This is a genomic window from Litorimonas sp. RW-G-Af-16 (genome assembly GCF_048319245.1).
Taxonomy (GTDB): Bacteria; Pseudomonadota; Alphaproteobacteria; order Caulobacterales; family Maricaulaceae; genus Litorimonas.
The window spans coordinates 787,259-813,162 of the sequence record NZ_CP166993.1 but is presented as its reverse complement, the minus strand read 5'-3'; the positions used below and the strand labels follow the sequence as shown (position 1 = coordinate 813,162).

The window sequence follows — 25,904 nt, the reverse complement described above, 5'->3', positions numbered from 1 at the left end:
GCCTAAAACAGCGCCGCCGCCGCTTTGCCGATCACCTCTTGAATAGGGATCGATGTAAACGGCAGCATAAAGAGCGGGAAGATGATCAGGGCAGAGATCAAGACCAGAGCCTTGAGGGACTTTGGCGCTTCCACAAATTCGTTCGCCACATCGTCAAACCACATCGTTTTGATAACGCGCAGATAATAGAACGCGCTGATCACAGAGGCGATCAAGGCCAAGATGGCGAGAGGCACGAGACCTGCTTCAAACGCTGGCGTAAAGGCAAAGACTTTACCAAAAAAGCCGAGCAATGGCGGAATCCCCATCAGCGAGAACATCAAGATCGTGATGATCATAGCCAATGGACGGTTCGTCTTGGACAGACCACCCAGATCAGAAATTTGTTCGACCATACCGTTGCGGATACGCATTTGAAGGATTGCAGCGAACACACCAATAACTGTGACGACGTAGATGGTCATAAAGATCAACATGCCTTTGACGCCCGCAACTGTGCCAGCCGCCAGCGGGACGAGCGCGTAGCCCATATTCGCAATCGAAGAATAAGCCATCAGGCGCTTGATATTCGTCTGCACTAACGCGCCAATCGCGCCGACAAACATGGATAGCACAGACAGCGTGATAATGACTTGCTGCCATTGTCCAGGAATATCGCCGAAGGGGCCGACCAGAAGACGCGTAATCACGGCCATCGCGGCGAGCTTTGGCGCGGCGGCAAAGAACCCTGTCACAGGCGTTGGCGCGCCTTCATACACATCAGGTGTCCACATATGGAACGGGGCGGCCGATATCTTGAACGCCAAACCACAGAGGAGGAACACCATGCCCGCGACGACGCCAGAAGTCGCCCCATTCTCCGCGATTGACGCCGCAATTTGGGGATATTCGAGCGAGCCGGTAAAGCCATAAACCATAGACGCGCCGTAGAGCAGAAGCCCCGACGAAATCGCCCCTAGCACGAAATATTTGAGGCCCGCTTCGGATGCACGCAAGCTATCGCGGTTAAACGCGGCCATAATATATAGCGCGAGGGACTGCATTTCGAGACCGACATACATAGACAGCAAATTGTTCGCTGATGCCATGATCGACATGCCTAGCACGGCATAAAGCGTTAGGACTGAGAACTCGAACCGGTCAAGGCGTTCGCGTTCAAAGTAATCTTTGTTGAGCATGAGAGCGGCGGCAGCTGATAGGCCCATAATCGCATTAATATAATGCGTGAAATCATCAACCCGCAGCAGCCCTTGGAAGCTCTCGCCTTGAGGCTTGCCGAGCAAGAACCCAATCAGAGCGTAGACGATCAGAATCCCGATCGTGATCCAGCGGATGGCCGGCGCGCGGTTCGTATCTTTTTTGACCCCTGCCAGCAACAAAGTCGTAGCGAGGATTGCCAGAACGAGCTGCGGCGCCATGAGTGACAGTGTTTGCAACATGATTAGTTCGCCTTCATGTTTGCGATGTCAGCATTGAAATTGCTGATCAGGTTTTCAACAGAAGCGTTGGTGATGTCTGTAATCAAGGACGGGTAAACACCCAGCAAGATCGTGAAAAACGCCAAAATACCGAGGATGAAATACTCCGTGCCAGTGACGTCTTTGATGTCTTTGAGTTTCTCGTTCACAACCTCGCCAAAGATCGCCGCGCGGTAGAGATAGAGCCCGTAGACCGCGGATAAAATCATACCGAAAGCTGCACCAAAGGCGATCCATGGGTTGACCTGATAGGCACCGACCATCGTTAGGATTTCCCCCACAAAGCCCGACGTGCCTGGCAAGCCGACATTGGCCATGGTGAACAGCAAGAAGAAGGTCGCATAGATCGGCATGCTTTTGACGAGCCCGCCATAGAACGCAATCTCGCGTGTGTGCATACGGTCATAGATGACGCCGACGCAGAAGAAGAGCGCGCCAGAGATTACACCATGGCTGAGCATTTGGAATATCCCGCCTTGGATGCCTTGTAAGTTAAACGCGAAAATCCCCATCGTCACAAAACCCATATGCGCAACGGAGGAGTATGCGATCAGCTTTTTCATATCTGTCTGACGATAGGCCACCAGCGAGGTGTAAATAATCGCGATCACGCTCAGCCAATAGATGATCGGCGCGAGGTTAAATGACGCTTCTGGGAAAAGCGGCAGTGAGAAACGCAGGAAGCCATAGCCACCAAGCTTCAACAAGACGCCCGCCAGAATAACAGAACCTGCGGTTGGCGCCTCAACGTGGGCATCGGGGAGCCATGTATGGACAGGCCACATCGGCATTTTCACGGCAAAGCTGGCGAAGAACGCGAGCCAGAGCCATGTCTGCACCCCGCCCGGGATTTGAAGCTTTGTCATTAAGACACGCATATCCATGGTCGGACTGTCGAGTTGTTGGCCACTATAATTATAGATCCAGAGGATTGCACCGAGCATCAACACGGAGCCGAGCAGCGTGTAGAGGAAAAACTTATACGACGCGTATACGCGGTTCTTCCCGCCCCACACGCCGATGATAATGAACATCGGGATCAGGACCGCTTCAAAGAACAGATAGAACAGCACCAAATCTAGTGCCACAAACACACCAATCATCAGCGTTTCTAAGATCAGGAAGGCGATCATATATTCGAGCATGCGCTCTTTGATCGACGTCATACTTGCCAGAATACAAAGCGGTGTCAGGAACGCTGTTAGCAGCACGAACAGCACGGAAATGCCGTCAACACCAAGGATATATTGAATACCGCCGCCAAGCCATTGCGTGTCTTCCACGAATTGGAAGCCGGCTTGTGTGCGGTCAAAGTTCAGTGTCAGTAGCACGGCTAGCACTAGCACAACGCCGGACACGAGCAGGGCCACGCGCGGCGCATTGATTTCCATTTGCGCCTTGTCCTTGGACAGCGCAGCAATCACAGCCAACAAGATCGCGACGACCGCTGGCAAGAAGGTGATCAGGGTTAGGATAGGATAGGCTTCCATGGTCTAGCCCCCCATTCCGCGAAATGCGATCATAATCAAAGCAGCAACTCCGAGCAGCATGACAAAGGCGTAGTGATACAGATAGCCTGACTGGAATTTCGACAAGCGCTTGGCCGCGCCCGCTGCGAATGCCGCCACACCATTGGGGCCGAGGCCGTCAATGATTTTGACGTCGCCGATCTTATAGAAAAAGTCGCCTAGCTTGCGCACACCGCGTATGACTGTGATGTCATATAGCTCGTCAATATACCACTTATTGAGCAAGAAGCGGTAGAGGATGCCGCCGCCTGTTTCCTCGACGTCTTTGATACGGGCCTCCACTTGGCCATCCTTGCGCATATACATCATGAACGCGGTGATGAAGCCAATAACAGACACCAGAACAGGCAAGAGCAGCACCCAGAACGGGTAGCCGTGAACCTTGTTAAACAACCAACCGAATAGACCGTCATGTTTGACCTCGCCGTGGTGAGCATCTGTCGCGACAGTCTCGGCCGCTGCGTAGAGGTAATCTGGCGCCATCATAGCGTGGTGGCCGTAAGCCGTTGGCAAAGCATTGTGCCAGAAATCACCCGAATATTTGCCCATGAAATACTTATAGAACACAGCCCCTGCAAACAGCGCACCGAAGGACAGCACGACAAGCGGCAGGCGCATATTCCACGGGCTTTCATGCGCGTGATCAAATGTGTGCTGATCGCCGCGATATTTACCGTGGAAGGTCATGAAGATCAGACGCCAGCTATAGAAGCTCGTCAACAGCGCTGCGATAATCCCGACCCAGAACGCAAAGACAGCGGTATTGCTCGTGGCTACGCCAGAATACGCCGCCTCAATAATGGCGTCTTTTGAGAAAAAGCCCGCGAAGCCGATTTTCGTGCCTGGAATACCAAGGCCTGTAATGGCCAATGTGCCGATAATCATAGCGCCATAAGTCCAAGGGACTTTGCGCCAGATACCGCCCATTTTACGCATGTCTTGTTCGTGGTGCAGCGCGTGAATAACGGAGCCCGCGCAGAGGAATAAGAGCGCCTTAAAGAACGCGTGAGTGAAGAGGTGGAACATGGCGGCGTTATAAGCCCCGACGCCCGCCGCAAAAAACATATAGCCCAGCTGCGAACAGGTCGAATAGGCTATCACGCGTTTAATATCGTTTTGCACGAGCGCGACCGTTGCGGCGAACAGCGCCGTAAATGCGCCCACGGCCGTCACAAATGCGCTGGTCATCGGTGCGGCTTCGTAAATTGGGAAAGCACGGCAGACGAGGAAGACGCCCGCCGTCACCATAGTCGCAGCATGGATCAAGGCTGACACAGGGGTCGGACCTTCCATTGCGTCAGGGAGCCAGACGTGCAACACAAATTGCGCCGACTTGCCCATCGCGCCGATGAACAGCAAGAAGGCAATCAACTCAATCGCGTTAAACTCCATGCCGAGAAATGGCAGGACGAGGTCTTTGTTCGCGGCCACTTCCGCAAAGACTGCATCAAACTTCACCGAACCAAAGACAAGGAAGATCGTCATGACGCCAAGCGCCAAACCAACATCGCCAACGCGGTTCGTCACAAAAGCTTTGATAGCCGCCGCATTGGCTGACGGTTTTTTGTAGTAGTATCCAATCAGAAGATAAGAGGCGAGGCCCACCCCTTCCCAGCCGAAGAAGAGCTGGATGAAGTTATCAGACGTCACCAACATCAACATGGCAAATGTAAAGAGTGAGAGATAGGCGAAGAAGCGCGGTTTGAACTTATCATCGCTCATATAGCCCCAGCTATAGAGATGCACGAGCGCGGAGACTGAGTTTACCACGACCAGCATGACCGCTGTTAGCGTGTCAATTTTAAACGCCCAATTCGCTTTCAGATCGCCAATATCCATCCAGCGCAACACATTGATTGGCGGGTGTTCTTGGTGGCCGAAGCCCACTTTGAACAGCGCGTACCAAGACAGAACTGCAGACAGAAACAGCAGCCCTGTCGTGATGATCATGGACGATTTTTCGCCGAGCTTCTGCCCCCCGAAACGTGTGCCGGTCAAGCCAGAGATCAGTGCGCCAAGTAGCGGCGCGAATACGATGATGAGATACAACATGACTGCGTTAGCCCTTCATCAGATCAATATCTTCCACGGCAATATTGCCGCGGTTACGGAAGTAAACCACAAGGATCGCGAGGCCGACGGCGGCTTCTGCGGCTGCGACTGTTAGAATGAACAACGCAAATATCTGTCCCGCAATGGGATCATTTCCGACACCGTCCGCCATATGCGTTGAGAAAGCCACGAAGTTGATGTTCACAGCGAGCAGGATTAGCTCGACACACATCAGGATAATGATCACGTTTTTACGGTTTACGAAAATACCGAAGACGCCAATCGTGAACAGCATCGCCGCGACAATTAAATAATGAGAAAGTCCGATAATCATGTCGCGCCCCTACCCTAGACCTTGGCCGGGTTCGATGTCGACCATCTCTACGCCAGTCTCGCGTGTCCGCGCGATTTGATCACCAATATTTTGTTTCCGCACACCTTCGCGCTCGCGCAGCGTTAGGACAATCGCGCCGATCATCGCGACCAATAAGACAAAGCCAGCCGCTTCAAACACACCTGCATAATCCGTATATAAGACTTTCCCGAACGCCTCGAGGTTGGACACACCGTCTTCTGTGCGGTCAACTACCGTAGTCGTGTTATCGCCCATAAAGCGCGTCGCACCGACCATGACCATTTCGGCCAGCAAGATCAAAGCCACCAAAGCACCGATAGGCAAATAGGACAGAAAGCCCTGCTTTAATTCGACGAAATCTACGTCGAGCATCATCACAACAAATAAGAACAATACGGCCACCGCACCGACATAAACCATGACCAGCAAGAGCGCGAGGAACTCGGCTCCCATCAGAATGAACAGCCCTGCCGCGCTGAAAAATGTCAAAATCAGGAACATCACGGAATGCACGGGGTTGCGGCTCGCGACAACCATGAAGGCCGCTGCGACAGCCACAAGGGCGAGCATATAAAATGAGATAGCAATAAGCACGATTCTTAGTTTCCCTCTTTGCACCGCTCTCTAGCGATACGGCGCATCCATGGCTAGGTTTTTTGCGATTTCTGTTTCCCAACGATCCCCATTGGAGAGCAGCTTCTCTTTGTCATAATAAAGCTCCTCCCGTGTCTCAGTTGCGAATTCATAATTTGGGCCTTCGACGATGGCGTCAACAGGGCAAGCTTCTTGGCACAGACCGCAATAGATACACTTGACCATATCGATGTCATAACGCGTGGTGCGACGGGATCCATCAGGGCGCGGCTCGGCCTCGATGACGATGGCTTGGGCGGGGCAGATCGCTTCGCAGAGTTTGCAAGCAATGCAGCGTTCTTCGCCAGACGGATAACGACGCAGCGCATGTTCACCGCGAAAACGGGGCGATAATGGGCCTTTTTCAAACGGGTAGTTAATCGTCACTTTGGGTGCGAAGAAGTACTTCGTCGCAAGCCAGAGCGCACTCCAAAATTCAAGGAGCAGTGCCCCGCGCGCCACTTGTTTTATACGAGCAAACATTAGGCAGACCCTCCGTTGAAGACAACGATTGTCGAGACTAGCACAACGGCGACCAATGCCGTTGGTAGAAAGACTTTCCACCCCAGCCGCATCAACTGGTCATAGCGGTAGCGCGGGACTATGGCTTTAACCATGGCAAACATAAAGAACAGGAATGCTGTCTTAAGGAAGAACCAGAGGAATGGCGGGACGAATTGGATACCAATATCAATCGGCGCATGCCACCCGCCGAGGAATAAAATCGTCATCATCGCAGAGAGCAGCATGATATTCACATATTCGCCGAAGAAATACATGAGGAACGGCGTCGAAGAATATTCGACCTGATAGCCTGCAACCAATTCTGACTCCGCTTCGGGCAAGTCAAAAGGTGGGCGGTTCGTTTCAGCTAGGGCGCTGATGAAAAACAGGATGCCCATATAGAACATAATCGGGAATAGCAGTAAATTCCAAAGCCCGTATTCACCCGCTGGATTAAGCCGGAACATATTCCAATTAAATAACCCACCCTCTTGCGCATCGACAATCGTCGTCAGGTTCATGGAGCCAGAGAGGAAAATCACAGTCAAGATAATGAAGCCGATGGAGACTTCATAAGACACCATTTGCGCGGTGGAGCGCAACGCGCCCATAAATGGATATTTCGAGTTTGATGCCCAGCCGCCAATAATAATCCCGTAGACGCCCATAGAACTAATCGCGAGGACATATAATACGCCGATATTGATGTCTGAAATCACCCAACCTGGGGCTACAGGGATTACGGCCCAAGCGAGAAACGCCATGACAAGGGTGAGGACTGGCGCGAGAATAAAGAGGAATTTGTCAGAGCCCGCTGGCACAACTATCTCTTTGAAAAAGAACTTCAGCGCGTCTGCAATCGTCTGCAGCAAGCCAAAAGCACCCACGACATTCGGCCCGCGACGCATCTGCACCGCCGCCCAAATTTTTCGGTCTGCCAGCACGAGCGCCGCCACAAGCAAAGCCAGCGACAGCACGAACAGCAAGACTTGGCCAGACTTCGCCAAAGTCCATGTGACTTCAAACGGCAGACCTGCCCACCATTCACTAATTCCCATGGCTGGAATTCCCATAATTGGCATGACTATTCCGCCGCTTCTTTGAGGTTATCGTCGATGATTGCTGAACATTCTGCCATGACGTTTGACGCCCGCGCAATGGGGTTGGTCAGGTAGAAGTCCGTGATGGGATTGCGCAATGGCGTATTAGACAATTTAACAGCTTTGCCAGCCCCTTGGCCCAATGTTGACGGGTCAAACTCCGCCTTATCCGCGATATTGCCGAGGCTCATAAAGCTCGGATGGTCTGCAAATAGTTTTTCACGCAATGCGCCGAGATTATCATATGGCAGCACGCGGTTCATGTGACCCGATAGTGCGCGGATAATAGCCCAATCTTCTTTGGCGTCACCTTTCGGCGACACAGCGCGCACGCCCATTTGCACGCGCCCTTCAAGATTGACATAAAGCCCGTCTTTTTCCGTATAAGCCGCGCCTGGCAAGATCACATCCGCGACATGCGCGCCGCTATCGCCGTGGCTGCCCTGATAAATCACGAAGGCATTTTTCAACTTAGAGCCGTCTAACTCGTCTGCCCCTAGCAGGTAAACGGTTTCAATCGCGCCCGACGCCGCCGCGTGCAATATCGCGTCAGTCGCCATACCGCCTTCGCCCGGGACAAATCCCATATCGAGGCCACCAACACGGCTTGCCGCTGTGTGGAGGATATTGACCGTCGCGCCAGTTGCTTTCGCAAACTTACCGACTTCAGCCAGCAACGCCAAGCTAGCCTTGCCGCGCAAGGCGCCTGTGCCAACGATAATCGCTGCATTTTTAGCTTTTTTGAATGTCTGCGAGAAACCTTTTTTAGATTTCACAAATTTGGATAAATCTGCAGGTGACAATCCCAAATGCTCATAGTCATATGTCAGGTCGACGCCCTCGCCGATCAGGCCAACTTCCAGATCACCTGCGATCCAAGCCTTGCGCAGACGAGTGTTAATCAGAGGCGCTTCGTGACGCGGGTTCGTCCCAATCAACAGAACCGCATTGGCGTCTTCCAAGCCTTCAATCGTTGAATTAAATAAATAGCTTTCACGTTGAGCGCCCGAGCCACCGATCAAGCTCCCGTCTTGGCGACAATCGATATGTGTCGTGCCGATCTGACCCATTAAGTCCTTGAGTGCTTTCATCGACTCGGCATCGCACAAATCGCCAGCAATCGCCGCGATCTTGGTCGGGTCACCAGAGAGCTTCTCGGCGACAACCGCCAGCGCTTCATCCCAGCTTGCGGCGCGAAGCTTTCCGTTTTCGCGAATGAACGGACGGTCAAGGCGTTGACGCGCTAGGCCGTCCCACACAAATCGCGTTTTGTCAGAAATCCATTCCTCATTCACGGCATCATTGTTGACAGGCAAAATCCGCAGCACTGCGCCGCGGCGGCTATCTACCCGAATGTTGGACCCAACCGCGTCCATCACGTCAATACTCTCGATTTTCTCCAACTCCCAAGGCCGTGCATTGAAGGCGTAAGGCTTGGACGTCAGCGCACCAACGGGACACAAATCAATGACATTTCCTGATAGTTCGGACGTCAGCGATTTCTCTAAATATGTTGTGATTTCAGCATCTTCGCCGCGATTAACAAGGCCGATTTCCTGCACACCTGCGACTTCGGTTACAAAGCGCACGCAGCGTGTACACTGAATACAGCGCGTCATAATTGTGTTGACCAGCGGGCCCATATGCTTGTCATCGACGGCGCGTTTGTTTTCTTCAAATCGCGAGCTATCACGGCCATAGGCCATGGCCTGATCTTGCAAATCACACTCGCCGCCCTGGTCGCAAATTGGGCAATCAAGTGGATGGTTGATCAATAGGAATTCCATTACGCCTTCACGCGCCGTCTTCACGACTTCGGAATTTGTGCGAATATTGGCAGGCGTACCGTCACGGTTCGGACGCAAGTCTTTGACCTGCAACGCACAGGACGCTTGCGGCTTCGGCGCACCAACCCATTCAACAAGGCACATGCGGCAATTACCCGCCACAGACAGGCGCTCATGATAACAGAAGCGCGGAATTTCCGCCCCGCCATACTCCTCACACGCCTGCATCAGGGTGTATTCTGCGGGCACTTCATGCTCCGTGCCGTCAATATTGATTTTGCGTAGGTCGCTCATTTTTTATCGTCCCTAACAAACACTTTTGGTGATCCACTTCCATCAGGAAACTTCTCAGTAATAGTAACTGTATCACTATCGATTGAATAAACGATCTTAGAGTCCATCGAATGATCTCTCCAACGGCCAAACCCTGTTCCAGGGCCCTCTTGATCAACAGTAGACCAAATAATTTTATTTCCTGACGTTTTACAGCGTGTTTTCCAAACTGTTTTATCGCTTGGGCGCTTGTAAGAAACATAGGTTATATTATCTTCGAATTTATCTACTCCGATGATTGCAATATCCCGTCCCATTGTTGCAGCAACAGTAGCACGGCAAAGGATTTTCTTGTCGGCTTCGGATAGTGGCATAGCTGGAACTTCCTTGGTTTCGGTAAAAAAGCTTTCAGTCGTATCTTCAACAGCACATGCAACGATAAGGAAAGCAGCAGCATATATTGTGATGAACCTTATCACTGAATCTACTCCGCAGCTTGCACAAAGACAGGCTTATTCGCCCGGTAATTATCGATGCGGTCTTCGATTTCGTGGCGGAAGTGGCGGATCAGGCCTTGGATCGGCCAAGCGGCCGCATCGCCAAGGGCGCAGATCGTGTGACCTTCGACCTGTTTCGTGACAGCCAGCAGCGTATCTATCTCTTCTGTCCGCGCTTCGCCGCGCACCATGCGCTCCATTACACGCCACATCCAGCCTGTGCCTTCGCGACACGGCGTACACTGCCCGCAGCTCTCATGCTTGTAGAAATAGCTCAGGCGCGCAATCGCTTTGATCACGTCGGTTGATTTGTCCATGACGATCACCGCCGCCGTGCCGAGGCCCGATTGATGCTCACGCAGAGCATCAAAATCCATTAGGACAGAGTCGCAAATCTCTTTGGGTAGGAGCGGAACAGACGAGCCGCCTGGGATCACGCATTTCAAGTTATCCCAACCCCCGCGAACACCGCCTGCATATTCTTCGAGCAGCGTCTTCATCGGAATCGATAGCGCTTCTTCGATATTGCAGGGCTTGTTCACATGGCCAGAGATTGAGAAGACCTTTGTGCCTTTATTATTGTCGCGCCCAAATTGCGTCCACCAATCAACGCCTCGGCGCAGGATGGTCGGCACAACCGCAATCGATTCGACATTATTCACTGTGGTCGGACAACCATATAGCCCTGCCCCCGCCGGGAATGGTGGCTTGAGCCGTGGCTGACCTTTTTTACCCTCTAAGCTTTCCAGCAGTGCCGTTTCTTCGCCGCAAATATATGCGCCCGCGCCGTGATGGACATAAACATCAAAATCCCAGCCCGTGCCGCAGGCGTTTTTACCGAGCAAGCCGACCGCATAAGCTTCTTTCACAGCAGCTTCCAAGCGGTGACGCTCTAAAATATATTCGCCGCGTAGATAGATATAAGCCGCATGTGCCTGCATCGCGAATGACGCAACCAGACAGCCTTCGATCAGCAAATGTGGATCATTGCGGAGAATATCGCGGTCTTTACAAGAGCCAGGTTCTGACTCGTCAGCATTGACAACAAGGTAGTGCGGACGGTTGCCAACTTCTTTGGGCATGAACGACCATTTGAGGCCCGTAGGAAAACCTGCCCCGCCGCGACCGCGCAAGCCGGAGGCTTTCACTTGATCGATAATCCAGTCACGCCCTTGCGCGATCATGGCTTCTGTGCCGAGCCATGCACCGCGAGACCGTGCGCCGTCTAGGCTGCGATCTTTCATCCCGTAGAGGTTTTGAAAAATTCGGTCCTTATCTTGGAGAAGTTCAGCCATTATGATTTGTCCTTCTTCGCTGCCGTTTTCGCCAACGCTTTCGCCTGCTTCACCCACTCATCGCGTTTGATACGACCGGGGAAACGCGACAAAGCTTCCGCTTCAACGGTTTTAATGTCAGCGGCTTTCCATGCCCCGATTTGGCGGTAATAATAAATCCCAGCAGCGTTCAAATCACCTTCAAACTTCGGCCCGACACCTTTGATTTTTTTCAAGTCGTCAGGCTTACCGTCTGTGGGGCCGTCCGTGTACAGGACTTTTGGCTTTTCATCGATGGGCATACGAGACCGCGCAGGACGCGCTTTTTTGGGTTCATCTTCGATGATACCGGCGGTCAGGTCTTTGCCGTAATTATCAGGGCGCTTTTTCGGGTCACGAGAGGCTTTGGATTTTGGATCAACCCAGCCGCCGCGAGTCGCCCGACGATCCTTGGGATCCCACTCGTAATAATTGACGCTAGCTTTTTTATCAGCATTTGGCAGCTTTTTGACGTTGCAAAGCTGCTTATGCACCGTGTCATCGACCAGCGCCAGCGCACCGCCCTCAGGTTCTGAGCCAAAGCGATCGACGCGAGGGCCAGCTTTGGGCGTTTTGCCAGCGGCCAGATCATCCAAAAGCGCTTCAAACGTATCCGCCGTCAGGTCTTCATAATAATGATCACCATCTGCGTTGGAAATCTGCACCATCGGCGCGTTCGCACAGGCACCGAGGCACTCGACTTCGAGCCAAGAGAGCTTGCCGTTAATTGTATTTTGCGGGCCAATCTTATCGCGGCATACATCTTTGAGGTTATCCGCCCCGCGCAGCCAGCAGGGAGTCGTGCCACAAAGCTGCACAAAATGCTCGCCGACAGGTGCAAGGTTGAACATCGTATAAAATGTCGCGACTTCATAGACACGGATATAGGCCATGCCGAGTTTATCCGCGACCGCGCGCATGGCGGGTTCGGGCAACCAACCATCGGCGTCTTTTTGTGCAATCCAGAGCGCAGGAATCAGAGCCGAACGTTGCCGATCAGCGGGGTATTTTTTCACCCAACCGTCAATCTCTTTGATCGCTTTTTTGGATAGTTCAAACGTCGCCGGTTGAACCAGAGCCATACGCCTTGCGCTCATTTCATAATCCTTGTGATTTGAACGTCAGAGTCAGAGAGGAAACCATCTGCCATGATTTTGCCGTGCGGCATGTGCGCGATAACGACATCTTCATTGGATTGCAGGACTTGGAAATGGTGGCCGTCGGCAAAATAGCTCGCGACGACTTGATAGCCAAGGCCGAGATAATCTGCATATGTCTTTTTCAAGGGATCGCTCATCGGTCAATTTCTCCAAATACAATGTCTAGCGAGCCGAGGATCGCAGAGACGTCGGCCAGCATATGGCCCTTATTCAAATAATCCATCGCCGCCAGATGCGGGAAGCCTGGCGCGCGAATTTTACAGCGGTAAGGCTGGTTCGTGCCGTCTGCCACCAGATATACGCCAAATTCGCCCTTTGGCGCTTCGACGCAAGTATAGACCTCGCCCGCTGGCACTTTGAAGCCTTCGGTATAAAGCTTAAAATGATGGATCAAGGCTTCCATGCTTTGCTTCATTTCAGCGCGGCGCGGCGGCACAACCTTTTTATCTTCGGTCATCACAGGGCCTTCGGGCATCATCTCTAGGCACTGGCGCATGATTTTGACGCTCTCATACATCTCATCGACGCGGCAGAGATAGCGGTCATAACAATCACCATTTTTGCCCAGCGGGATTTGAAAATCCAACTCGGAATAGACTTCATAAGGTTGATTGCGGCGCAAATCCCACGGGATGCCAGAGCCACGCACCATGATACCGGAAAAGCCCCAGTCATAGCAGTCTTGCTTTGACACAATGCCGATATTGACGTTGCGCTGTTTAAAAATACGGTTCCCCGTCAAGAGCGTTTCGATGTCTTTGAGCTTTTGCGGAAACTGGTCACACCACACCAACAGATCATTGATCAGCGCGGGCGTCAGGTCTTGATGCACACCGCCAGGACGGAAATAATTCGCGTGCATGCGAGAGCCAGAGGCGCGCTCGTAAAACACCATCAGCTTTTCTCGCTCTTCAAACCCCCAGACAGGTGGCGTCAGCGCGCCAACATCCATAGCTTGCGTCGTGATGTTGAGCATATGCGAGAGGATGCGGCCGATTTCGGAATATATCACGCGGATAAAGCTCGCGCGGCGTGGCACAGCAATGCCCATCAGCTTTTCAATCGCCAGACAGAACGCATGCTCTTGGTTCATTGGCGAGACGTAATCGAGGCGGTCAAAATACGGAATCGCTTGCAAATAAGTCTTATGCTCGATCAGCTTTTCGGTGCCGCGATGCAGCAAGCCGATATGCGGATCAACGCGCTCAACAATCTCGCCCTCAAGCTCCAGCACAAGGCGCAACACACCATGCGCCGCAGGATGCTGCGGACCGAAATTGATGGTGAAATTACGGTCGTTACCTTCGAGAATGGCTTCCTGCTTACCCATTACTTACCGCCTTCATCTGGATCAAAATCCGCTATATTTGCGTCTGGCACCACGGGCTCGCACACTGCATAATCGAGCACATTCCGTCGATAATTACTGCCAACACTCGAGCGAATACGCTCGCATTTATTATGAATGGGCAGCGCCACATTTCGGAAACTACCTGTTTCATTATCGCCAGGCCCGCGCATCAAAGTTCGCAAGTCACGCGGGAAACCCGAAATAATCGTATCCAATTCTTTATCGCTCATTGAGTCTAGATCTTTCGGCATGGACTGGCTGTCGAGATAACGCCCGTGTGCCAAAACCGTGTCCCAATACCCTGTGATCGTCATTAATTGGTTCATGTCGTGATACCAAGCCTTCCCCCTGGCCCCGTCTCACCGATTGGCTTGCCGTAATACATCGTCCCGCCAGCCGCTGCCATGGAGCAAGTCTGCGCGACTTCAACCGCGTTGCGGCCCAAGGTTCCGCCAGATAAATTCTGAGCGGCGTTATAAATCGCGTTTTGATAAATAGCACGACATTGCGTGATGTCTGGATCAGCTTCCTCACTGTCGCAAATGTCGTTTTCATTGGCGTCTTCGCAAGCGGGCTCAGCATTCGCAACGCGAGTGCCTGCCGCAACGGTCGCCTCTGGAAAGTCCATAGAACTCAGTATTTGCTCGATTTGCGCAGGCGTCATACCCGCCTCGACCAGACCTTTGCGCATCTCTGCCTTGCTCGGCATATAAGCCGACATATCGCCGCCCGTCGGAATTTGCGCCGATACCGCCGTCGCGGATAAGAGGCCTAATGCGGCAAAGGATGTGATGAGCATACCGCGCATCACCCCTCCTCCACTTTCTCGTCGCCTGGGAGGATGTATTTCGCGCCTTCCCATGGGCTCATGAAGTCGAAGCTGCGATATTCTTGTGGCAGGTTGACGGGCTCATAAATCACGGCTTTGCGCGACTCGTCATAGCGGACTTCGACGAAGCCAGAGAGCGGGAAGTCTTTGCGCAGCGGGAAACCCTCAAAGCCGTAATCGGTGAGAATACGGCGCAGATCAGGATGTTGGTCAAAGAGGATGCCATACATATCAAACGCCTCGCGCTCATACCAATCGGCATTGGGGAAGAGCGAGGTGATCGACATGATCGGTGTCTCTTCATCCGTCGTCGCCTTGATACGGATGCGCGTATTATGCGCCATGGACAGCATATGATAGACGATGTCGAAACGACGCTCACGCGCGGGATAATCGACGCCGCAAATATCGAGCAGTGTTGCGAATTTACAGATCGGGTCATCGCGCAGGAACGCTATAACTGTCACGATCTCGGCACGGCGCGCCAGTACTGTGATCTCCCCATTGGCCAGCACAATATCGTTCACCGCATCGCCGAGCTGCGCTTCGATGTGATCTTTCAGATCGCGATAATCTTCTTCTACGTAGTCGTTAGCCATAATTAACGCTCAATATTGCCTTCGCGGCGGATTTTCTTTTGCAGTTGCAAGATACCGTAAACCAAAGCCTCTGCTGTTGGAGGGCAGCCCGGCACATAGACGTCCACAGGAACAATACGGTCACAGCCGCGCACGACGGCGTAAGAGTAATGATAATAGCCGCCGCCATTGGCGCAGCTACCCATTGAAATCACGTAGCGCGGATAGGGCATTTGGTCATAGACCTTGCGCAGCGCGGGGGCCATTTTATTGGTCAACGTGCCAGCAACGATCATCACGTCAGACTGACGCGGGGATGCACGCGGTGCAAAGCCGAACCGCTCGACATCATAGCGCGGCATGGACGCTTGCATCATCTCGACCGCGCAGCAAGCGAGACCAAATGTCATCCACATGAGCGAGCCTGTACGCGCCCATGTGACGAGGTCATCCGACGCCGCTGTGATGAAGCCCTTATCGGCGAGTTGATCGGATAACCCATCAAAATATGGGTCGTGTTTCTTGGGGTCATAGGCTGGCGTGCCGAGGTCTACGGCGGATGATCCAGCTGGCGTTATAATTTTACCCATCGTCTCTTTCTCCTAACCTATTCCCAGTCACCTATTCCCAGTCACCTATTCCCAGTCCAGGGCGCCCATCTTCCACGCATAAGCCAAGCCGAAGCCTAACTCTGCCAAGAAGATCATCACCACGAACCATCCCCAGAACCCGATTTGGTCAAGCGAGACCGCGTAAGGAAACAGAAATGCGACCTCGATATCGAAGATGATAAACAGGATCGCGACCAGATAAAATCGCACGTCAAACTTCATGCGTGAGTCGTCAAAGGCGTTAAACCCGCACTCATATGTCGACACTTTTTCACTATCAGCGTTTTTGGGGGCGACCAGCACTGGCACCAACAGGAATAAAAGACTCAGCACTAACGCCAATCCGAAGAGAATCAGCATTGGCAAATAATCCAATAAAAACGATGACATAACGACCTTTTCGGTGTGTTTTCTAAACAGCGACAGCCCTGCCGCTTATTTTCCGTAATCGCCGCGGAACCTAGAAGGGCTTATGCGCGATTGCAACGGCTAATCTAACGGTTTTTTCAGGGAATAACACTGCGGCAATTTGTAGAATGACAGCGAATTTTATGGCGGGTTTTATCGGCATGAGAGGCTCATGCAAAACCTCAGCTACCCCTCCCCAATATCGGGTTCTCCTGGCCAAATGACGATGCGGGTGACTTGCTCTTCTTCGGTGACGAAAACCTCGGACGTCACCGCGTCTTGAACACTCATGCCGACCTCGTGGATTGTGTCGCGCGATCCGCTGATGAGGTGGTGATAATCTGGCAAGTCTTTCCCCTCAGATACCAGTCGATACGCACATGTCTGTGGCATCCATTTCAGCGCGCTCACATTGTCGGGCGTTAGCGTCACGCAGTCTGGCACTTTGGCCGAGCGATTGGGGTAATCCGTGCAACGGCAGGTCGATGGATCAAACAACTTACAAGCAACATCAGTGATGTAAATCGCCCCGTCATCTTCGTCTTCGAGGCGGATGCAACAGCACTTGCCACAGCTATCACACAGGCTCTCCCACTCCGTCGGGCTCATTTCCGCCATGTTTTTGGTTTTCCAGAACGGAAGATTTGTTTTGCTCGTCATAAGACTCGCATATAGAAGCGGAAGCGAGATGCCAACATATAGAGCTGATATCGACGTCGCAAACGACATCCGCACGCGCCAGCGCCGCAAATGGCTCCTGATTGCGTTTGCAACGCTGTGCTTATTGCTCGGCGGAGCGTATTTTTGGGGCAAGGCCTATATGCTCAAGGGGCTCCCCTCCCTTCCCGATAAAGCGACGATGTGGGAAATGAACCTGCAGCCGAATATGACGCTGCTAGATAAAGACGGAAATGTCATCGGTCATCGCGGGCCATATCTGGGCGAACCGCTCAAGCTGACAGATATGCCAGACTACGTGTCCAACGCATTCCTCGCGATTGAGGATGAACGGTTTTATGAGCATGCGGGCGTGGATAATCGCGCCATCATGCGGGCACTGCTGCAAAACGCCAAAGACGGCGAGCGCGGCCAAGGCGGTTCAACCCTGACGCAGCAACTCGTCAAGAACATGGTGCTAACACCAGAGAAGAGCTATCGCCGCAAATTCCAAGAGGCGCTCCTCGCCCGCGACATGGAAGCGATCCTGTCCAAGCCAGAAATACTCGAACTTTATCTCAACCGCATCAGCCTCGGTCCGCGCGTATTCGGCGTTGAGGCAGCGGCGCAGCGTTATTTCGGCAAATCAGCGCGTGACATCAATCTGGCGGAAGCCGCCTTGCTAGCGGGCTTACCGCAAGCGCCGTCTAAATATAATCCGACTGAACATTATGACCGTGCGCTTGACCGCTCCAAACTCGTGCTGCAGCGCATGTTGGTCAATCGCATGATCTCTTTCGCGGACCAAAAAGAGGCGTTGGAAAACCCGCCCGTTATTCGCGAAGACGCTGACCCTCTGATTGAACCTGACATTATTGGGCACGTCTTCGATATGGTGGACGAACAAGTGGAAGGGCTAATTGGGTTTAAACACAAAGACCTCATTATCACCACGACCATTGACACAGACAAACAAAAAGCTGCCCAGGCCGCGCTGGAAAAAATACTTGCCGCCAATGCAGAACGGAAGAAAGCCACGGAGGGCGCTGTTGTCTCGATTGATAATGCCTCCGGCGCGATTGTTGCCCTGATCGGCGGGCGGAGCTACGCCACGTCTAAGTTTAACCGCGCCGCGCAAGCCAAACGCCAACCTGGGTCAAGTTTTAAGACGTTCTCTTATGCAGCGGCGTTAGAAGACGGGTTCACCCCTGGCACAGTCCGTATTGATCAGCCGACAGAAATCGGCGGTTGGGCACCTGAGAATTACACGCGCCGCTATCGCGGGCCGATGAATATGCGCGAGGCGCTCAAGCTGTCGATCAATACCATCGCCGCGCAAGTCACGGCCGAGATCGGCCCCGCCCGTGTCGCGGCGCTTGCCAATCGGTTCGGGATTAAATCAGAGCTTCGGCCAGAATATTCTCTCGCGCTTGGCTCCTCCGAAGTCACGGTGATTGAGATGACAAGCGCCTATTCCGTCTTCGCGAATGAGGGTTTGTTACGGCCATCATACCTCATCACGGAAATCACCAATACGGCGAAGACACCGCTCTATAAGCGCCGCGTCTCTGTCGGCGAGCGTGTCTACTCTGTGCCTTATTCACGGCAGATGACATCGATGCTGCGGGACGTCATTGATAGCGGCACGGGACACGGCGCACAGTTGGGCAGTCGGCAGGCTGGCGGTAAGACTGGCACGTCCCAAGACTACCGCGATGCTTGGTTTATCGGATTCACGGCGCAGCTCACGACTGGCGTTTGGATCGGCAATGATGACAATTCGTCTATGCGCAAGATCACAGGCGGGTTGCTGCCTGTTGATGTCTGGAAAGACTACATGCGCACAGCCCACAAAGGCCTCGCCAATCGACCGCTCAACGCGCCTGATCCGTTGATCGACGATGAAGATGCCAAAGCCGTGACAGCATTCTACTCAGGTCTTGTGGATGCATTTGTCAGCGAGCGCGACATGGCCAGCGGTGCAAATTCTGGGGGCCGCACAACGGCTGGGCGCTAAAACCGCCTCCTCAATATTCGATCCTTACGTGCCTCTCACCAATTTGTAATGGGTTTGGTAACAGTTTGATAATGGAATCGCGGCCAATTTCTTCCTAAGTAAAAAGGAAGGAACAGAGGTTGGACATGCGATATTGGCTCGGGGCCACGATTATTCTTGGCAGTGTTTTTGGATTATCAAACCTTGCGAATGGGGCTGACCCCATTGGCACGTTCGAACCTGATGACGGCACTTACCGCACTGAAATCGTCACCTCTATGTCTGACTGCGAAGCGCTATGCAAAGCGGATTCGGACTGTCGCGGCACTGTGATTTTCCAAGCCGACATTACAAAACCTGAAATGAGCTGCCGCTTAAATAATGGCTTTGGCGAAAACGCCGTTTTCCCTCGCACCCCGCCAGAACCGCTTGATCCGCAAATTGCTGTCAACGACCTGAATGATTACCGTGCACAATACGGCCTGGGGCCAGTCGTGCTAAATACGAAGCTCAATATCGCCTCCGAAGTCCACGCCAGCGACCTCGCGCAGGCGGGCATTATCTCGCATACTGGCACGGACGGGTCAGGCCACGGCGACCGCGTGCAACGTGCGGGCTATTATTTCTCAATCGCGGCAGAGAATGTGGCAACAGGCCAGAAAAGCTGGAATGACGTGTTTAAGGCGTGGCAGAAAAGTCCGGGGCACAATGAAAACTTGCTCCGCGATGACGTGACAGAATTCGGTATTGCTTTGGTCTATGAACCGACCACAACATATTCGACCTATTGGGCGATGCTGGTCGCAAGTCCTCTGCCCGAAGCCTATCAAAGCATGTCAAACTAATCTCCAGCGCAGCTGTTTACGGCGCTTGATCGATAAGCCCGATAGCCTTCCACCCTTTGATAACGCGTTCGCGCAACTCCATAGACGGGTGCCAGAGCTTTAGTGTTTGAAGAACATCAACTCCATAATTCGGATTGGCCGCAAGGATCGGCTTGAGAATTTCGTCGGCGTCCGACTGTTGTCCCAAATACCCCAAGCTCGCCAGTTTCAGCATTGTGGCTGCGGCAGGGGTTTCCTCGCTAATGTCGCCAATCACCCCAACTACGCGCTCATCTTCGCCCATGATAAAGGCGCACAAAACGGTCGTAAGATAATACCACGCGGGTGGGCGCGGATTGATCGCTTGCGCTGCTTCTTGATAAGCAATCGCCGTCGCACAATCCCCCCGCATCGCTTTGGAAATACCGTAAAAGGCGAGCATAGCATCATCATTCGGATTAAGCTGCAACGCCCGTGCCGCCATTTTTTCGGCCAGTTCAAATTCCCCGGAATGGTAGTAGGCATGGAATAGCGCGACATATCCCAACGCATTGCGCGGGTCGATACCCGTTGCTTTCGTGCCAGCTGCAATCGCTAATTTCAGGCGTTCCCCGCCGCAGCGCGACGGCACGCAATAGGCGCAGAGAAAACAATAGAGCAGAGCCGTCACAGCCCAACCAGACGAAAATGTCGGGACAGTCTTGTTCAATGCCTCAAACTCTTTGAGCAATTCAGCCGCTTTATCCGTCGTTGGGTTGAGGCTGATCGAGTAGAATTTGAGAAGCGCTTCATAGGCTGGGATCGTCCGCCGCTCTCGCACGGCAGGGCGGCGGTTATAGCGGTTGATGACGCCAAACGGCGCAGCTATCGCCGCCGCTGTATGTGAGGCGATCTCTTCTTGAACTTCAAACAGATTGCTCGCAATGTATTGGCGATCAAATATCTCGCTAAAGACATGTTCCCCCGTCTCGGTGGATAGCAGGTTTGTGCTGACACGGAAGACATCATCGGCTTGGCGCACACTGCCGCTGAGGATGAATTGCGCGTCGTATGTCTCGCCGATTTTCTTGATATCGCTGAGGTCAGGATGCGCGGTGACGGTTGGCCCGAGTGAAATAATCCGCAAATAGCGAAACTGCACCAAAGCATTGATCAACTCTAACGTCAGGCCTTCGGCAAAATAATTGCTCTCCGCCTCAGCTGTCAGGTTTTCCAGTGTCGTCACAATCAGACCAGGACGATAATTCTCCGACGTGTTTGGAGTCGGGGTGGGTGCAGGAAGCATTGGCGTCTCTGCAGAACCCTCAATACCCGCAATATCGCTGCGCATTTCAAAGACAGGAGCGTAGCGCCCTTTTGGCACCAAAATCCTGACATCCGTCGGTTTCTCGTCCGAGCCGTAGATCAAATCGAGGCGTCGGCGCAGCTGCCCCGCTTGCACCCGCACAATCGTATCGGCTTGTGGGTCAAAGTCATCGGGGCGGTCAAAAACTTCCAAGCCGACAGTGTAGCCCTTGAGCAAATGACTGCGCCCTTCCAGCGTTTCCGTCACAATGTAGTCTAGAAAGCGCTTCATGCGCGTGGTATCTTTTAGAAGGTCGTGAGATTTCAAGCGATCAAGCTCAAGCAGGACGGCAGCTTTCAAAGCTCCGTCAGTCATGTCGGGAATCCCGATATTTGCCGTGTCGGCAGCTGCCATTATTCACCCCTGACGTAGATTCTGATGCTAGCCCATGCCTTGCGACCCTGCAAGCTAACAGTGAATAACTTATATACGTATGTTTGCACCGCTACAGGCGGGATGATCCCGAATAAGCGGCGGGCATAGTCTCGTCGCCACGTAGCGCCCCCAACTGCTACGGACTTGGCCGCAATATTGAACAGTCCTCCAGCTTTTTTCATATTGCGGCCTTTTTCATGCGACATTTCTATTTGTCCTCTCCCGCGCGAAGGGGTAGCAGGGCCTATGACCTTATTTCGTAACACCGCCCTCCTCTCTCTCGCCGTCATGGCCGCCGCTCTATCAGGTTGCGCCTCGACTCCTGATCCAGCGAAAGTCTGTACCGCAGAATGGATCGCCCCGCGCGCAGATCGTGCCGTTGACCGCATAGAAACGCGCGCCAAGCGATCGCTGAAAACTTTGAAAAAGGCCGGGGATAGCTGGTCCACAGGAAAAACGCCTGGCCCGTTCACTATGTTGGCTTTGTCGTCCTCGATGAAAAGCCTTGAGAAAGAACTGAAGAATGGCCGCGGTATGCGCGATCTCAAAACTCTGGCAGCGACGTGCGATGATCCCAAGCTGGTCTCTGATGCCATGGGTCGTTTCCTGCGGGAACAAGGCCTGCCAGATCAGATGATTGAATTTGTCGAAGGCTTGCAAATCTATCAAAATCTGCTCGCTGCGCCGATTGAATCGCAAGTGTCGTCTAATAATGCGCCGATAGAACCAACGCGTCATAGTATGATGCATCACTAATTAATTTATGATGCTACCATGACCTATTGCGTTGCTGCCCTCTATCAATTCACATCTCTGCCAGATTACGAACAGCTGCAACCTTGGCTGCAGAAAATGTGCGACCTGCTGGAGATTAAAGGCACGATCTTGCTGGCGGCAGAAGGCATTAACGGCACAATCGCAGGGGGTGATCAGGCGATTGCGGACATTCTAGATTACCTCCGTGCTGACCCCCGCTTGGCCGAATTGGATGCGAAGTTCTCCCGCGCGGATGACGCACCGTTTTACCGCATGAAAGTGCGTCTAAAGAAAGAGATCGTAACGATGGGCGTGGACGGCATTGACCCGAATGTTACTGTCGGCACTTATGTCGATCCGTCCGATTGGAACGCCTTGATCTCTGATCCCAACACTATCTTGATCGATACACGCAATGATTACGAGGTCGAGATCGGCACATTTAAAGGCGCAATCAATCCCAACACGCAGACCTTCCGCGAATTCCCAGACTGGGTCGAACAAAATCGCGCAAGCCTCGATAAGCCCAAAGTCGCAATGTTCTGTATGGGCGGTATTCGCTGCGAAAAAGCCAGTGCCTTTATGAAGGAAAACGGCTTTGACGATGTCTATCACCTCAAGGGCGGTATCCTGAAATATCTGGAAACGCAGCCCGAGGATGAGAGCTTGTGGGAGGGGGATTGTTTCGTGTTTGATCAACGCGTCGCCGTCAAACACGGGCTGGAAGAAAGCGATTACGATCAGTGCTTCGCCTGCCGCTATCCCATCACAGATCACGACAAAGCCAGCCCGCTTTATGTGAAAGGCGTCTCCTGCCCCCGCTGCCACAACCGCATTTCTGAGGACCAACGCGCACGGTTCGCTGAGCGTCAAAAGCAAATCAGCCTCGCCAAAGCGCGGGGTGAAGCTCACATTGGACGCAAGCCAGAGGCGGCGCGAGATTGAGTGGCGCGATCCTCTATACCTTTCGCCGCTGCCCCTATGCGATGCGGGGGCGGATGGCTCTGCATGTCGCGGGCATAGATTATGAACATCGCGAAGTAGCGCTGCGCAATAAACCGCAAGCCATGTTGGACGCTTCGCCCAAGGGCACTGTGCCTGTCTTTATTGCAGACAATGGCGAGGTGATTGACGAAAGCCTAGACTTGATGCGCTGGGCTCTCTCTCAGTCTGACCCACATAGCTGGTTGACTGGAGATATGTCAGAGATGGATGCCTTGATCGCGCAAAATGACGGGCCATTTAAACACCACCTCGACCGCTATAAGTATAAAAGCCGATATGTCGAAGGCACCCCGCGCGGCGAAGTTGACTTGACGCATCGCGCCGAAGCATCCGTTATTCTGTCGAAATTAGACGCACGCATAGCGGAGAGCGGATATTTGGTCGGCAAAAGAGAGAGCCTTGCGGACATCGCAATCTTCCCCTTCATTCGCCAATTCGCCGCGACAGAGCCCGATTGGTGGGCGCAGACGGATTGGCCCGCTTTGCGCGATTGGCTGGCAAACTATCTGCAATCGCCTCTGTTTAAAGCGATCATGGTCAAGCATCCCTTGTGGAATCCCGCGCTTTAACTGCCTTTATTTCGCCTTAATTCAGCAACAGGTTCTGCTCCGTTATGGCTGGGCGATTGCGACATATATTGACGGGGCTAATGCTCGGCATCATTTGGCTTGGCAGCGGCTTAGCTGCGGCCCAAACACCCACGATTGAAGACCTCTTGAAAGACATTCTCGGCGGGGGCGAAACACCGTCGCAGACCCCGATCTTTGGCACACAGGCGGTCACAACCCTGCCCGTCAATGTGACCTTTGGCACAGAGGACGCGATGGCGGGGCATAGCTTAACCATCACGGCCACGCCGCCCGACCCGACAGGCACAAGCCGACGCGCCAATACACGTCCACTGGCTCAGCTATCCTTGCGCCTTGACGGTATTACCAGTGCCGCGACAGTGCCTCTGGCGCTTCCGACGGACTGGATGGACGACCACGCCTACCTTATGATCGATGCGCAGATCAAAGACAGTAATGAAGGCGTTGTCTATCAGGCTGAACAGTTAGAGGTTTACCGCGGACACACACAGCCCGTGCTGCGCCTCGTCAAAGTCGGCATGGCAGACACGCCAAGCCCTGTCCCAGAGATCACACGTTTTGAATTTGTGACAGGCGTGATTGAGATACAAGACCGCGCGGCGATCAAACGCGACAGCCAGTTGACCGTGCAACTGCTTGAAAATGCGCTGGCAGGCGGGACGTCCATGATGATCGCGGCAGAAAAAGTTATCCCGCTCGACACAGCCCCTGACCCGCTCACGTTCGAATTACAACGCGGCCTGATCGAGGACCAAGCGCCCCAAAACCTCAGCTTTAAGGCTTGGGTCAGTGATTGGGCGGGGCGTAAAACACATGTCATGCGCGGCGGTGTGGCCTATCAAGGGCCAGACATTGATTACGCAATCCAACTCGATAGCCTCAAGCAAGGCAAGGACACGAAGCGCGGCCGCAACCTTGACCCGACCCTCATGGCGCAGACCATGATAAGCGGCGAAGCTACCTTTGATCCTGTCGTCGGGATTCCTGGCGAAGCCCGGCTGAAAGTGCAGCTACGGCGGAGCGTCGGCGCTTACGGGACTAACCCCATTTTATCAGAACAAGTCTTCCTGCTGCGAGGCATGGAAACGCGAATTCCGTTTTCGATTACAACAGATAGTATGAATTTCGATCCCCTCATCCCTGCACCCTACCTGACGGTTGCGCTGACGGATAATCAGGGCTGGGAATATTATTCCAGTGGGGAAGTGCGGGCATCTGAAGGCCAAAACCTCGTCCGTCTCTATCCGCGTTAATCTTTGATTAACCACAACGAATAGTTATCAACACGGCGCTCACCTCTATATCTTGTATATTTTTCCCGTTGTCATAGCGTGGTCATAACAAAACGATTCTGGTGGGAATATATGTCATTTGCTGATCAACGCTGTTTGCGCCCAAACCCGACACTGTCAGGGACGCCCGCCATGCGTGGCAATCCGATCAACGCATTTGAGCGGCTCGCGATTGCGGAAGGCTATGATTTTGAGCGGATTGATTATTCTGAAATCCATCTTTCTGTGCCAGGCGCATGGTGTGATCACGATATTTCCATGACGTGGAATCCTGGGACGGAGCAAGTGCAAGTCTTCCTCGTCTTTGAGGGCCGCACACCGGGCGGGCGCTCGGATGATATTTGCCGCCTGATGTCGCTCATCAATGAACGCCTCTCGGGCGGGCATTTCGATTTTTGGGAGAAAAACCAAGCGCTTGTCTACCGTAATGCGCTGAGCCTTCGTGGCGGAGCGACATTGCGCACGGAACAAGCGATGGACTTGATCGCGCTGGCACTCGATGCGGCGGAGCGCGGCTATCCCGCTTGCCAATACGTGATATGGGCGGGCAAATCGCCTGAAGACGCGTTGACTTCCGCTCTTGTTGATCTCGCGTCTAATCCTTAG

The 25,904-nt window shown here is 53.2% G+C and carries 27 protein-coding genes; 7 read left to right on the top strand and 20 right to left on the bottom strand.

The features are described from left to right. Nucleotides 1-2: 2 nt before the first annotated feature. The 19 genes from nuoN to AB8615_RS03945 all read right to left on the bottom strand — a co-directional run bounded on the left by nuoN (nt 3) and on the right by AB8615_RS03945 (nt 17,118). On the bottom strand, nt 3-1,439 hold the full coding sequence (nuoN, locus tag AB8615_RS04035) for an NADH-quinone oxidoreductase subunit NuoN (protein ID WP_409433654.1): 1,437 nt from the start codon (nt 1,437-1,439) through the stop codon (nt 3-5). A gap of 2 nt (nt 1,440-1,441) precedes the next feature. Continuing rightward, the gene (locus AB8615_RS04030; RefSeq protein WP_409433653.1) at nt 1,442-2,968 is read right to left on the bottom strand and encodes an NADH-quinone oxidoreductase subunit M; all 1,527 of its coding nucleotides are present in this window, start codon (nt 2,966-2,968) and stop codon (nt 1,442-1,444) included. A gap of 3 nt (nt 2,969-2,971) precedes the next feature. Further along, the gene (gene nuoL / locus AB8615_RS04025; RefSeq protein ID WP_418152754.1) at nt 2,972-5,059 is read right to left on the bottom strand and encodes an NADH-quinone oxidoreductase subunit L; all 2,088 of its coding nucleotides are present in this window, start codon (nt 5,057-5,059) and stop codon (nt 2,972-2,974) included. A gap of 7 nt (nt 5,060-5,066) precedes the next feature. Then, nucleotides 5,067-5,393: an NADH-quinone oxidoreductase subunit NuoK gene (gene nuoK, locus AB8615_RS04020; RefSeq protein WP_409433651.1), complete on the bottom strand. Its 327-nt coding sequence runs from the start codon at nt 5,391-5,393 to the stop codon at nt 5,067-5,069. A gap of 9 nt (nt 5,394-5,402) precedes the next feature. Beyond that, a complete protein-coding gene (locus tag AB8615_RS04015) occupies nt 5,403-6,011 on the bottom strand; it encodes an NADH-quinone oxidoreductase subunit J (protein WP_409434123.1) in 609 nt (202 codons plus the stop codon). Between the two features lie 27 nt (nt 6,012-6,038). Next, nucleotides 6,039-6,530, bottom strand: a complete 492-nt coding sequence (nuoI, locus tag AB8615_RS04010; RefSeq protein ID WP_409433650.1) for an NADH-quinone oxidoreductase subunit NuoI — start codon at nt 6,528-6,530, stop codon at nt 6,039-6,041. Continuing rightward, complete coding sequence (gene nuoH / locus AB8615_RS04005; RefSeq protein WP_409434122.1) at nt 6,530-7,624, bottom strand: NADH-quinone oxidoreductase subunit NuoH; 1,095 nt, start codon at nt 7,622-7,624, stop codon at nt 6,530-6,532. The genes nuoI and nuoH overlap by 1 nt, the downstream gene beginning before the upstream one ends. Nucleotides 7,625-7,635: 11 nt before the next feature. Then, entirely contained in the window at nt 7,636-9,732 is a 2,097-nt protein-coding gene (gene nuoG / locus AB8615_RS04000) for an NADH-quinone oxidoreductase subunit NuoG (RefSeq protein WP_409433649.1), read from the bottom strand. Beyond that, entirely contained in the window at nt 9,729-10,190 is a 462-nt protein-coding gene (locus AB8615_RS03995; RefSeq protein WP_409433648.1) for a hypothetical protein, read from the bottom strand. The genes nuoG and AB8615_RS03995 overlap by 4 nt, the downstream gene beginning before the upstream one ends. Before the next feature lie 5 nt (nt 10,191-10,195). After that, nucleotides 10,196-11,503, bottom strand: a complete 1,308-nt coding sequence (gene nuoF / locus AB8615_RS03990; protein ID WP_418152752.1) for an NADH-quinone oxidoreductase subunit NuoF — start codon at nt 11,501-11,503, stop codon at nt 10,196-10,198. Beyond that, the gene (gene nuoE / locus AB8615_RS03985; RefSeq protein ID WP_418152750.1) at nt 11,503-12,603 is read right to left on the bottom strand and encodes an NADH-quinone oxidoreductase subunit NuoE; all 1,101 of its coding nucleotides are present in this window, start codon (nt 12,601-12,603) and stop codon (nt 11,503-11,505) included. The genes nuoF and nuoE overlap by 1 nt, the downstream gene beginning before the upstream one ends. Nucleotides 12,604-12,614: 11 nt before the next feature. After that, nucleotides 12,615-12,818 carry a hypothetical protein gene (locus AB8615_RS03980; protein WP_409433645.1) on the bottom strand — a complete coding sequence of 68 codons (204 nt, stop codon included), beginning with the start codon at nt 12,816-12,818 and terminating at the stop codon, nt 12,615-12,617. Continuing rightward, a complete protein-coding gene (locus AB8615_RS03975; RefSeq protein WP_409433644.1) occupies nt 12,815-14,011 on the bottom strand; it encodes an NADH-quinone oxidoreductase subunit D in 1,197 nt (398 codons plus the stop codon). Before AB8615_RS03975 ends, AB8615_RS03980 begins: the two co-directional genes overlap by 4 nt. Beyond that, entirely contained in the window at nt 14,011-14,358 is a 348-nt protein-coding gene (locus tag AB8615_RS03970) for a hypothetical protein (protein ID WP_418152749.1), read from the bottom strand. Before AB8615_RS03970 ends, AB8615_RS03975 begins: the two co-directional genes overlap by 1 nt. Next, entirely contained in the window at nt 14,355-14,840 is a 486-nt protein-coding gene (locus tag AB8615_RS03965; RefSeq protein ID WP_418152748.1) for a hypothetical protein, read from the bottom strand. Before AB8615_RS03965 ends, AB8615_RS03970 begins: the two co-directional genes overlap by 4 nt. After that, nucleotides 14,840-15,460 (bottom strand): NADH-quinone oxidoreductase subunit C, encoded by a 621-nt coding sequence (locus AB8615_RS03960; protein WP_409433642.1) that lies wholly within the window; start codon nt 15,458-15,460, stop codon nt 14,840-14,842. Before AB8615_RS03960 ends, AB8615_RS03965 begins: the two co-directional genes overlap by 1 nt. A gap of 2 nt (nt 15,461-15,462) precedes the next feature. Beyond that, a complete protein-coding gene (locus tag AB8615_RS03955) occupies nt 15,463-16,029 on the bottom strand; it encodes a NuoB/complex I 20 kDa subunit family protein (RefSeq protein WP_409433641.1) in 567 nt (188 codons plus the stop codon). A 45-nt stretch (nt 16,030-16,074) separates the two neighbouring features. Beyond that, on the bottom strand, nt 16,075-16,440 hold the full coding sequence (gene ndhC / locus AB8615_RS03950; protein ID WP_409433640.1) for an NADH-quinone oxidoreductase subunit A: 366 nt from the start codon (nt 16,438-16,440) through the stop codon (nt 16,075-16,077). Nucleotides 16,441-16,644: 204 nt separating this feature from the next. After that, nucleotides 16,645-17,118: a YcgN family cysteine cluster protein gene (locus tag AB8615_RS03945; RefSeq protein WP_409433639.1), complete on the bottom strand. Its 474-nt coding sequence runs from the start codon at nt 17,116-17,118 to the stop codon at nt 16,645-16,647. 28 nt (nt 17,119-17,146) lie between these two features. On the opposite strand from AB8615_RS03945, the gene AB8615_RS03940 reads away from it, so the two are divergent. Further along, nucleotides 17,147-19,132 carry a transglycosylase domain-containing protein gene (locus AB8615_RS03940; RefSeq protein ID WP_409433638.1) on the top strand — a complete coding sequence of 662 codons (1,986 nt, stop codon included), beginning with the start codon at nt 17,147-17,149 and terminating at the stop codon, nt 19,130-19,132. Nucleotides 19,133-19,257: 125 nt separating this feature from the next. Next, nucleotides 19,258-19,956 (top strand): CAP domain-containing protein, encoded by a 699-nt coding sequence (locus AB8615_RS03935; RefSeq protein WP_409433637.1) that lies wholly within the window; start codon nt 19,258-19,260, stop codon nt 19,954-19,956. A gap of 16 nt (nt 19,957-19,972) precedes the next feature. Here AB8615_RS03935 and AB8615_RS03930 read toward each other — a convergent pair whose 3' ends face one another. Further along, nucleotides 19,973-21,634, bottom strand: coding sequence for a hypothetical protein (locus AB8615_RS03930; protein WP_409433636.1), 1,662 nt, complete (start codon nt 21,632-21,634; stop codon nt 19,973-19,975). Between the two features lie 267 nt (nt 21,635-21,901). Between AB8615_RS03930 and AB8615_RS03925 the strand changes: the two genes are divergently transcribed. The 5 genes from AB8615_RS03925 to AB8615_RS03905 all read left to right on the top strand — a co-directional run bounded on the left by AB8615_RS03925 (nt 21,902) and on the right by AB8615_RS03905 (nt 25,904). Further along, nucleotides 21,902-22,411, top strand: a complete 510-nt coding sequence (locus tag AB8615_RS03925) for a hypothetical protein (RefSeq protein ID WP_409433635.1) — start codon at nt 21,902-21,904, stop codon at nt 22,409-22,411. An 18-nt stretch (nt 22,412-22,429) separates the two neighbouring features. Next, a complete protein-coding gene (locus AB8615_RS03920) occupies nt 22,430-23,356 on the top strand; it encodes a rhodanese-related sulfurtransferase (protein ID WP_418152743.1) in 927 nt (308 codons plus the stop codon). Continuing rightward, nucleotides 23,353-23,985, top strand: coding sequence for a glutathione S-transferase (locus AB8615_RS03915; protein WP_409433633.1), 633 nt, complete (start codon nt 23,353-23,355; stop codon nt 23,983-23,985). The genes AB8615_RS03920 and AB8615_RS03915 overlap by 4 nt, the downstream gene beginning before the upstream one ends. Nucleotides 23,986-24,041: 56 nt before the next feature. Then, a complete protein-coding gene (locus AB8615_RS03910) occupies nt 24,042-25,259 on the top strand; it encodes a hypothetical protein (protein ID WP_418152741.1) in 1,218 nt (405 codons plus the stop codon). A 111-nt stretch (nt 25,260-25,370) separates the two neighbouring features. Next, nucleotides 25,371-25,904: a YbjN domain-containing protein gene (locus AB8615_RS03905; protein WP_409433631.1), complete on the top strand. Its 534-nt coding sequence runs from the start codon at nt 25,371-25,373 to the stop codon at nt 25,902-25,904.

Excerpts from the sequence above, each read along its gene's own strand:
- nuoG (WP_409433649.1), bottom strand. The coding sequence starts at position 9,732 with ATGAGCGACCTACGCAAAATCAATATTGACGGCACGGAGCATGAAGTG.
- nuoF (WP_418152752.1), bottom strand. The coding sequence starts at position 11,503 with ATGGCTGAACTTCTCCAAGATAAGGACCGAATTTTTCAAAACCTCTAC.
- AB8615_RS03930 (WP_409433636.1), bottom strand. The coding sequence starts at position 21,634 with ATGGCAGCTGCCGACACGGCAAATATCGGGATTCCCGACATGACTGAC.
- ndhC (WP_409433640.1), bottom strand. The coding sequence starts at position 16,440 with ATGTCATCGTTTTTATTGGATTATTTGCCAATGCTGATTCTCTTCGGA.
- AB8615_RS03965 (WP_418152748.1), bottom strand. The coding sequence starts at position 14,840 with ATGCGCGGTATGCTCATCACATCCTTTGCCGCATTAGGCCTCTTATCC.
- nuoE (WP_418152750.1), bottom strand. The coding sequence starts at position 12,603 with ATGGCTCTGGTTCAACCGGCGACGTTTGAACTATCCAAAAAAGCGATC.
- AB8615_RS03940 (WP_409433638.1), top strand. The coding sequence starts at position 17,147 with ATGCCAACATATAGAGCTGATATCGACGTCGCAAACGACATCCGCACG.
- nuoN (WP_409433654.1), bottom strand. The coding sequence starts at position 1,439 with ATGTTGCAAACACTGTCACTCATGGCGCCGCAGCTCGTTCTGGCAATC.
- AB8615_RS03935 (WP_409433637.1), top strand. The coding sequence starts at position 19,258 with ATGCGATATTGGCTCGGGGCCACGATTATTCTTGGCAGTGTTTTTGGA.
- AB8615_RS03960 (WP_409433642.1), bottom strand. The coding sequence starts at position 15,460 with ATGGCTAACGACTACGTAGAAGAAGATTATCGCGATCTGAAAGATCAC.
- nuoH (WP_409434122.1), bottom strand. The coding sequence starts at position 7,624 with ATGGGAATTCCAGCCATGGGAATTAGTGAATGGTGGGCAGGTCTGCCG.
- nuoK (WP_409433651.1), bottom strand. The coding sequence starts at position 5,393 with ATGATTATCGGACTTTCTCATTATTTAATTGTCGCGGCGATGCTGTTC.
- AB8615_RS03920 (WP_418152743.1), top strand. The coding sequence starts at position 22,430 with ATGACCTATTGCGTTGCTGCCCTCTATCAATTCACATCTCTGCCAGAT.
- AB8615_RS03955 (WP_409433641.1), bottom strand. The coding sequence starts at position 16,029 with ATGGGTAAAATTATAACGCCAGCTGGATCATCCGCCGTAGACCTCGGC.
- AB8615_RS03980 (WP_409433645.1), bottom strand. The coding sequence starts at position 12,818 with ATGAGCGATCCCTTGAAAAAGACATATGCAGATTATCTCGGCCTTGGC.
- AB8615_RS03925 (WP_409433635.1), top strand. The coding sequence starts at position 21,902 with ATGACCTTATTTCGTAACACCGCCCTCCTCTCTCTCGCCGTCATGGCC.
- AB8615_RS03975 (WP_409433644.1), bottom strand. The coding sequence starts at position 14,011 with ATGGGTAAGCAGGAAGCCATTCTCGAAGGTAACGACCGTAATTTCACC.
- AB8615_RS04030 (WP_409433653.1), bottom strand. The coding sequence starts at position 2,968 with ATGGAAGCCTATCCTATCCTAACCCTGATCACCTTCTTGCCAGCGGTC.
- AB8615_RS03970 (WP_418152749.1), bottom strand. The coding sequence starts at position 14,358 with ATGAACCAATTAATGACGATCACAGGGTATTGGGACACGGTTTTGGCA.
- AB8615_RS03945 (WP_409433639.1), bottom strand. The coding sequence starts at position 17,118 with ATGACGAGCAAAACAAATCTTCCGTTCTGGAAAACCAAAAACATGGCG.
- nuoL (WP_418152754.1), bottom strand. The coding sequence starts at position 5,059 with ATGTTGTATCTCATCATCGTATTCGCGCCGCTACTTGGCGCACTGATC.
- AB8615_RS03905 (WP_409433631.1), top strand. The coding sequence starts at position 25,371 with ATGTCATTTGCTGATCAACGCTGTTTGCGCCCAAACCCGACACTGTCA.
- nuoI (WP_409433650.1), bottom strand. The coding sequence starts at position 6,530 with ATGTTTGCTCGTATAAAACAAGTGGCGCGCGGGGCACTGCTCCTTGAA.